Annotated in this window: 5 protein-coding genes and 1 pseudogene; all 6 read right to left on the bottom strand. The window is 58.2% G+C overall.

What is annotated here, in order from left to right:
- A pseudogene (locus K8W16_RS07405) lies at window positions 1-201 on the bottom strand (MFS transporter); the annotation flags it as partial.
- Window positions 202-685: 484 nt separating this feature from the next.
- Complete coding sequence (gene lon / locus K8W16_RS07400) at window positions 686-3,184, bottom strand: endopeptidase La (RefSeq protein WP_369694464.1); 2,499 nt, start codon at window positions 3,182-3,184, stop codon at window positions 686-688.
- Window positions 3,185-3,212: 28 nt separating this feature from the next.
- Window positions 3,213-3,920, bottom strand: coding sequence for a RadC family protein (locus K8W16_RS07395; protein ID WP_304122514.1), 708 nt, complete (start codon window positions 3,918-3,920; stop codon window positions 3,213-3,215).
- Window positions 3,921-3,926: 6 nt separating this feature from the next.
- Entirely contained in the window at window positions 3,927-4,919 is a 993-nt protein-coding gene (holA, locus tag K8W16_RS07390) for a DNA polymerase III subunit delta (RefSeq protein ID WP_304122513.1), read from the bottom strand.
- 103 nt (window positions 4,920-5,022) lie between these two features.
- Window positions 5,023-5,556: a hypothetical protein gene (locus tag K8W16_RS07385; protein ID WP_304122512.1), complete on the bottom strand. Its 534-nt coding sequence runs from the start codon at window positions 5,554-5,556 to the stop codon at window positions 5,023-5,025.
- Between the two features lie 242 nt (window positions 5,557-5,798).
- Window positions 5,799-8,161, bottom strand: a 2,363-nt coding sequence (gene leuS, locus K8W16_RS07380) for a leucine--tRNA ligase (RefSeq protein WP_304122511.1), incomplete at its 5' end; no start/stop codon positions are given.

Genomic DNA, 8,161 nt, shown 5'->3' with positions numbered 1-8,161 from the left:
GTGGGAAATGGACTGGCCGAGATTATAACATACCATCACGAGGGAAAGCGCCACAGCCGAAGCCCCCAGCGACTCCCCTATGGAAGGAAGTATGGCGGCCACGCCGCTCATGAGAAAAGGAGCGAAAAGATTTCCCGTCCACAAGGCGGCGATCACACTTTTTAAGTGCAGCGACGAAGGATTCTCTTGAATAGCAGACATAAGCAGACTCCTTCTCCGTACACTATGCCAAAGCGAAATAACAGGAAAGATAATACCGTTTTTTCGTGAAATAAATATCAATATTACTGTTCTCACCCTCTTCCGCCCACTCCCTCGGAGGCAAACCTGCGCCACTCATCGCAGGAAGGATGGATGCAACTTGAAAGCTGATGGGGTACGGGAATGAGAACTTCCCGCCCATACCTCCATGGGCCGGTCGTTCTCGCGGCGGGAAGCTGCATGCCATAGTTGAGGCTGAAGCTTCGTATACGCTAAACTCTTTGTGTCGCTCATCGTAACTTCCTTTTGATTTACTTGAAGGCGCAGTTACCAGCCCCCTTCCTCAGCAAGTCAAAAGGAACTTTGATATCTTCTCACAACGATAAATTTTCTGCCCAAGCCTGGCTGGATATTCTTTTAACCAGAAAAGGAAGGGTCTTCTCAGCCCTTCCTTTCCTGACGAAAACACATATCATGCGGCGCTCTATGCCGCAGACTTTTTCTCTTCCAGCACCAGAGCAAGCAGCTCGGCTATGGTATCCACGGTATGGATTTCCACCCTCCGCCGCAGCTCCGCCGGAATTTCTTCCAGATCCTTGGTATTCTGCGTGGGAATGACGACCCTTTTCAGGCCTCTTGCCACAGCCCCGAGTATCTTTTCCTTGATGCCGCCCACAGGCAGCACCCTACCGCGAAGCGTGATTTCCCCGGTCATGCAGGTGTCGCCGCGCACGGGCCTCCCGGTCAGCGCGGAAACCAGCGCGGAAACCAGCGTCACTCCGGCGGAAGGCCCGTCCTTGGGCGTGGCTCCTGCGGGCACATGAATATGAATGTCCAGCTTCTGGGAAAATTCCGGATCAATATCCAGCTCTTTCGCATGAGAGCGGGCATAGGTCACCGCAGCCTGCGCGCTTTCCTTCATCACATCGCCGAGCTGCCCTGTGAGAAGCAAAGCTCCCTTGCCCTGCATGGTGCTCACCTCCACATGAAGGACTTCGCCCCCTGCCTGCGTCCAGGCAAGGCCCAGGGCCACGCCGGGCAGAAGTTCGGCCTCCTTTTCCTCATCGAGAAAACGCGGCGCACCGAGCAGCTTCCCCACCAGCGCGGGCGTTACTACAAAAGGAGGATTCTCCCCTTCCGCCTTGCGCCTTGCAAGCTTGCGGCAAACGGCGCCGATCTGGCGCTCCAAGGTACGCAGGCCGGCTTCGCGCGTATAGCTGCGAATTATCCGGGTGAGGGCGTTGTCACGGAAAGTCACATCACCTTCTTTCAGGCCGCTCTCCGCTCTCTGCCTCCTGATGAGATACCTGCGGGCAATGGCAAGTTTTTCCTGCTCCGTATAGCCGGAAAGATGGATGATCTCCAACCTGTCCAGAAGAGCGGGAGGAATAGTGTCGAGCTGATTGGCCGTACAGAGGAAGAGCACCTTGGACAGATCAAATTCCAAGTTCAGGTAATGATCGCTGAAATGGGAATTCTGTTCCGGATCCAGAGCTTCCAGAAGCGCGGAGGACGGGTCTCCTCGAAAATCGTTGCCGAGCTTGTCGATTTCATCCAGCACGATCACGGGATTGCGCGTTCCCGCCTGCCGTATGGCCTGAATAATGCGCCCGGGCATGGCCCCGATGTAGGTGCGCCGGTGGCCGCGTATTTCCGCTTCATCGCGCACGCCGCCCAGGGAAATGCGCTGGAATCTGCGGCCGAGGGCTCGGGCGATGGAACGTCCGAGGGAGGTTTTGCCCACCCCGGGAGGCCCTACAAAGCACAACACAGGCCCCTTGGAGTCGGGGTTCAGCTTGCGCACGCTCAGAAATTCAAGGATGCGGTCCTTCACCTTCTCAAGGCCGTAATGGTCTTCATCAAGGATAGCGGCCGCCTTCACAATATCCAGCCTGTCTCGGGACATTTTCTTCCAGGGAAGTTCCGCCAGAAGATCCAGATAGGTGCGCACCACCGTAGCCTCGGCGGAATCTCCGTGCATGGAGGAGAGCCTGCGCAGCTGCTTGTCGGCCTCGCGCCTCGCATCCGGAGGAAGGCCGGCCTTGTCCAGGGCCTTTCTCAGGTTCTCGTTCTCATCGTCGTCCTCGCCGCTGTCGCCGAGTTCCTTGTGAATGGCCTTGAGCTGCTCGCGCAGAAAATATTCCCTCTGCGCCTTGTCCATCCCCTCACGCGCCATGCCCTGGATGCGCGCCTGCATGGTGGCGATCTCCACCTCATGCAGAAGGTGCGCGTTCACCCGGCGCAAGCGTTCCACAGGATCAAGACATTCCAGAATGCCCTGCGCCTCCTCAACACTCAGACGCATGTTGGCCGCAATGATATCGGCCATACGGCCCGGATCTTGAACGGAATTGAGCACGTTCATGATCTCGCCGGAAGGAAGCCCGCGCAGATGCAGTATTCTGTCGCTCTGTTCTCGGGCGGAACGCAGCATGGCCTCCAGCTCTACCTCGGACACCTCGCCGCCCTTTTCTTCCAGAAGGCTCACCCGGGCCAGCAGGATGGGGCCGTCGTTGTCGAACTCTTCCACTCTGGCGCGCGTGAGTCCCTGTACCAGGAGCTTCACCTGCCCGTCGTTCATCCTGATCATGCGCAGTATCATAACCACGGAACCCACGGTATACAGCTCTTCGGGCAGAGGCTCCTCGACGGAGGCGTCGTGCTGGGTGCAGAGCAGAAGATAGCGGTTGCCGTTCAGCGCGAACTCCACCGTATCCAAGGCTTTTTCACGGCCCTCGAACAGCGGCACGATCATGGAATTGAACACCACGCTGTCACGCAGGGGCAAAACCGGAAGCACGGAAGGGATGACGGGTGCGTCAGCCTCGTCGGAAGGCCCTTCGCCGGAAGTTCCTCCCCCGTCATGCTCCTGTTTCCCGTTCTCGCGCGCCTCCACGGGAGCAGAGGCATCCCTGTCCTGATCCGGCAGTTTATTCCTATCTTCTTCCGGCCTTGCGGAAAGCGTTTTTTGCGTATCGCTCATGCTATCCTCGTTCGGGCAAATCCCGTACCTATCTTTTCGGCAGTTCGATGCGGCGATCCTGCATCATGCTGAAAGATGCCTCGGAAGTGATGATCACATGATCATGTAGAAACAGGCCCAGATGCCGGAGCGCCAGGGCTATGCGTTCTGTCAGCACTCTGTCCTCCTGAGAAGGCTGATATGCCCCGCCAGGATGGTTATGCATGAGAACCAGGCTGCTCGCATGATTCCTGACCATGAGCTCCACCACTTCAAGAGGCTCCAGAGCCACATGGTTCAAAGAGCCTTGGCGGATCTTTTTAAACATAAGCAGCCTGTTCTGTTTGTCCAGAAGCGCAGCCCACACTTCTTCATCAACACAATGTGCGAGACGCCGCCTGCCCACCTCAATCAGATCAGACAGCGTCACGGGGCTTTTCTTTTGTACGGTGCTTTGGGAAGAGCGGGCAATGATTTCCCGAAGGAGCGAAAGAAAACTATCAACAGCCGGACCGCAGCCCTCCACTTGGGCAAGCTCTTCCGTCGAGGCGCAAAGCAGCGCGTCGAAACTGCCGAAGCGCCCCAGGAGACGCTTGGCAAGTATTTTGTTGTCCCGGCGGAGATACACACAGCCGAGCGCAAGTTCCAGAAGTTCGTAATCGGGCAGAGCGGAAGGTTCGGCAAGGAAACGCTCACGCAGGCGCTTTCTGTGGCCGGAACGAAGTTCCGCCTCGGAAAGAGGCACGTCCTTTTTCATGAAGGTTCAGCGAAGATACGGCGCTTCTTTACGGGAAGCGGAAAAGGTCAGGGAAAGAGCGGCCACCAGTTCCTCCATGGCCTGCAAAGGCTGCCGGGCCCCACTTTTCACGGAGAACTCCGCCTTCTGCAACACGGCAAAAATACCGGCAATACCCGCAAAGCCGAGCCTCGCCGCAAGACCACGCTTTTCCTTTTCCACATACTGCGGCACGAACACCTTTTCCCCGGCGTTCAGCTGCCACAAGATGCGTGCCTCACGGGCCATGAGCGAGAGTAAAGGAAAAAGCAGGGATTCTCCGCCGTCTCCGGCCCGCAGGAGAGCCTTCCACACGGCACGGGCATTGCCCTGCTCAAGCTGGCGGATCATATCGAAAATGACGGCTTCCGGGGCAAACTCCGTCATCTGACGCACCAGAGATTCATCCGCCGAGCCGTCTGGAGAAGCCAGAAAGAGCTGTTCCAGTGCATTATGTACGGCAAAGGCGTCGGGAATAAGCATTTCCGAAAGAGCATTCACAGCTTCCGGCGTCATGCGCAGGCCCATGGCTGACGCGCGCTTCTGCACATACTTGCCCAAGGAACGCGCCTCGAGCCCGGCAACACGCCAGATCCATTGCTTTTTCTCGGCAAATGCCAGACATTTGAGCCTGGCTATGTGCGCAGGCAGCTTGGGCTGCCCCTTTTCCCACGCTCCTTCCAGGCAGAACACTGGGAGAATGCCGGGACGCGGCATACCCAGGACGGCGGAAAGCTTCTTCCAGGTTTCAGCGGGAAGCTGCTCTGCTCCGCGCACCACAAGCATGCGGGAGCGGCCGTCCATGCCGAGCAAAGTAAGCTTGTCCCAGAAGCGGCGGTCAAGCCCTTCGTCTGCCCAGAAAAACTGCACGTCCGGAACGCTCCCCTCCGCACGCAACGGCGCGACAAGTTCCCCTTCAAGGTACTCGCGAAGCAGCGCTCCGTCGGGGCAGATACAGAAAAAGAAGCCGGGACTGTCCATGAAAATGCCTCTGGAGCGTTTATCCCATGCCTGGCCGCCGCACGGCCTCTCCCTTTGGGGAAACAGGAATTTCCGAGAGAGCAGCCGAAAGACTGAAGGATGGTCAGAATTTCTGCTGCATGCGGTCGAGCGCGCGGCGGAGCGCTTCCTTGAGCCCGTCGCGGATAGCGCTGGACTCATCCACAGTTTCAAATTTGTCGGAATAAGAAATCACGCCGGAACGCCATACCACATTGCCCGATTTGCCGCTGCGGACCACAAGTTCCAGCTGCACCACCGTATCGCTGAGCAGGGTATTGTCCACCCTGTTGGATATGGAAGAGCGCACCCGGAAACCGGGCATGTTGATGGTGAGCAGATAATCGGCATTCCCGCTGTCCACCCAGCGTGCCAGACGACGCAGGTTCACTTCATCACGCGTGATGCCGCGCAGATAATACTGCACCCAGGGGTACATGGTGACCTGCTCCACCTTGTCTATCCTGAGCGTCTGGTTGCCGTCGCCAAGCACGCTCTCGGCACGCGAGCTGCTGGAAGAATAGCCGTCCAGCGTATAGCCGCAGCCTCCGGCAACAAGGCTCAGGCAGCAGATTGCGGCAGCCGTCAGTCTCTTCCATGTTCCCCATTGTTTTCTCATCAGGCATTCCCTCTTGGCTGCATGCCCTTCAATGCTCTTTTCCGACACATTTCAGGGAAGGACTTTCCCTCTTGAGCGAACGACACGCACAGCACAGGAAGGGCAGCTTCAGGCTCGCCCCACCCTCTTCCGTGCAGCGGCAGACACTTTTTGAAACATACGCGCCGTAACAGCCGGAGCGCCGCCGCTTTCAGGCCTTCCCTCCCTCTTCCGAAGGGGAAGGGAAGGCCCTTTCATGCTTTTTATCCGGCCACGATGTTGACCAGCTTGCCGGGCACAACAATGATCTTACGCACCGTCTTTCCGGCAATATGATTCTGTATGGAACGCTCGGCAAGCGCAGCCTTTTCCAGTTCCTCCCTAGAGGAACCGGCTGGCACTTCCACCTTTCCGCGCAGCTTGCCGTTCACCTGCACGACCACCGTCACGACGTCGCGCTTCAGGGCATCCTCGCTCCATGCGGGCCAGCGTACATCATCCAGGGAGTCGGTATGCCCCAGCTCCTGCCAGACTTCCTCGCACATGTGCGGCGTAAAGGGGAAGAGCATGGCAAGCACCGTAGACATGGCGGAGGAAAGCGCGTTGCGGCCTTCTTCTGTAGAGGAAAGCTCCTCGCGGTACTGGTTCACCGCGTTCACCAGTTCCATGATGGCGGCAATGGCGGTGTTGAACTGGTTGCGTTCCGCAATGTCTTCGCCCACCTTCTTCACCGTGGCGTGCTCGCTCATGCGCAGGGAGCGTATGGCGTCGCTCGCGGCGGGAGCAAGATCCGAGCAGGGAAGCACAGGCTTCAGGATCGGCTGCATTTCGGCAAACATGCGCCACACGCGGCTCACAAAACGGTAGGAGCCCTCAATGCCGCTGTCGCTCCAGTCGAAGTCGCGTTCCGGCGGAGCCGCAAACAGGCAGAACAGGCGCACCGTATCCGCACCGTATTTCTGCACCATGGCGTCGGGATCGACGATATTGCCCTTGGACTTGGACATTTTGCTGCCGCCGAGCAGCACCATGCCCTGCGTGAGCAGGTTCTTGAAGGGCTCGTCCATACCGGCGGGGAAGTAGCCGAAATCCCGCAGCATCTTGGTAAAGAAACGCGAATAGAGAAGATGAAGAATGGCGTGCTCCACACCTCCTATGTACTGGTCTACAGGCATCCAGTACTTGAGCGCCTCCATGTCGAAGGGGGCGTCCTCCTTGCGGGCGGAGGTATAGCGGGCGAAATACCAGGAAGACTCCACAAAGGTGTCCATGGTATCCGTCTCGCGGCGGGCGGGACCTCCGCAGCAGGGGCACACCGTATCCACAAAGGAAGGCGTATCGGGCAGGGGGGAACGACCGTCCTCACAGGTCTTCACATCCAAGGGCAGCCGCACGGGGAGATCCTCGATCTTCACGGGCTGTACGCCGCACTTTTCGCAATACACCACCGGGATGGGAGCGCCCCAGTAACGCTGGCGGGAAATATTCCAGTCGCGCAGACGATAGTTCACCGTGGCGCGGCCCTTGCCCATTGCCTCCAGCTTTTTGATAATGGCTTCCTTGCCTTCTTCATTGGGCATGCCGGAAAATTCACCGGAATTGACCAGGAACCCCGGATCTACGAAAGCTTCCGTCATCTCGGAAGGAACGAGTTCCTGCCCTTCAGGGCTCACCACCACTTTAATGGCAATGCCGAACTTATGCGCAAAATCGAAGTCGCGCTGGTCGTGAGCAGGCACAGCCATGACTGCTCCGGTACCGTAGTCGGCCAGCACGAAATTGCCGAGCCAGATAGGGATGCGGTCACCGGTAAAGGGATTCAGGCAGTACGCGCCCGTGAACACGCCGTCCTTCTCCAGAGTCTCGGACTGACGGTCCAGGCGGTCCATATTGCGGGTGCGTTCGATGAACGCGCGGATCTCAGCCTCGTTCTCACGCCCGGCAATGAGGGATTCCACCAGCGGGTGTTCCGGAGCCAGCGTCATGAAGGTGACGCCGAACACCGTGTCGGCGCGGGTGGAAAACACCCTGATTTCGCCTTCGCGCCCTTCCAGCGGGAACACGATTTCCGCACCGGTGGAGCGACCTATCCAGTTGTGCTGCATGGTGAGCACACGGGAAGGCCAACCCTTCTCCAGCTTTTCAAGGTCGGCGAGCAGCTCGTCGGCATAGGCGGTGATGCGGAAGAACCACTGTGTGAGGTCTTTCTGCTCCACCGGGGAATCACAACGCCAGCACCTGCCGTCCACCACCTGCTCATTGGCCAGCACGGTATGGCAGCTCGGGCACCAATTCTGCGGAGCCTTCTTGCGGTAGACAAGGCCCTTTTCCAGGCACTTGAGGAAAAATTCCTGCTCCCAGCGATAATATTCCGGACGACAGGTGGCCACTTCTCTGCGCCAATCGTAGGAGTAGCCCATGCGCTGAAGCTGGGCACGCATGTTATCGATATTGGAATACGTCCACTTCCCGGGATGCGTGCCGTGCTTGATTGCCGCGTTTTCCGCCGGAAGACCGAAGGCGTCCCAGCCGATGGGATGCAGGACATTGTACCCCTGCATGCGGCGGAAACGCGCCATGACGTCGCCTATGGAATAGTTGCGCACATGGCCCATGTGAATATTGC

It is taken from the genome of Mailhella massiliensis (assembly GCF_020741395.1).
Taxonomy (GTDB): domain Bacteria; phylum Desulfobacterota; class Desulfovibrionia; order Desulfovibrionales; family Desulfovibrionaceae; genus Mailhella; species Mailhella massiliensis_A.
This window is presented reverse-complemented; position numbering and strand designations above follow the sequence as displayed.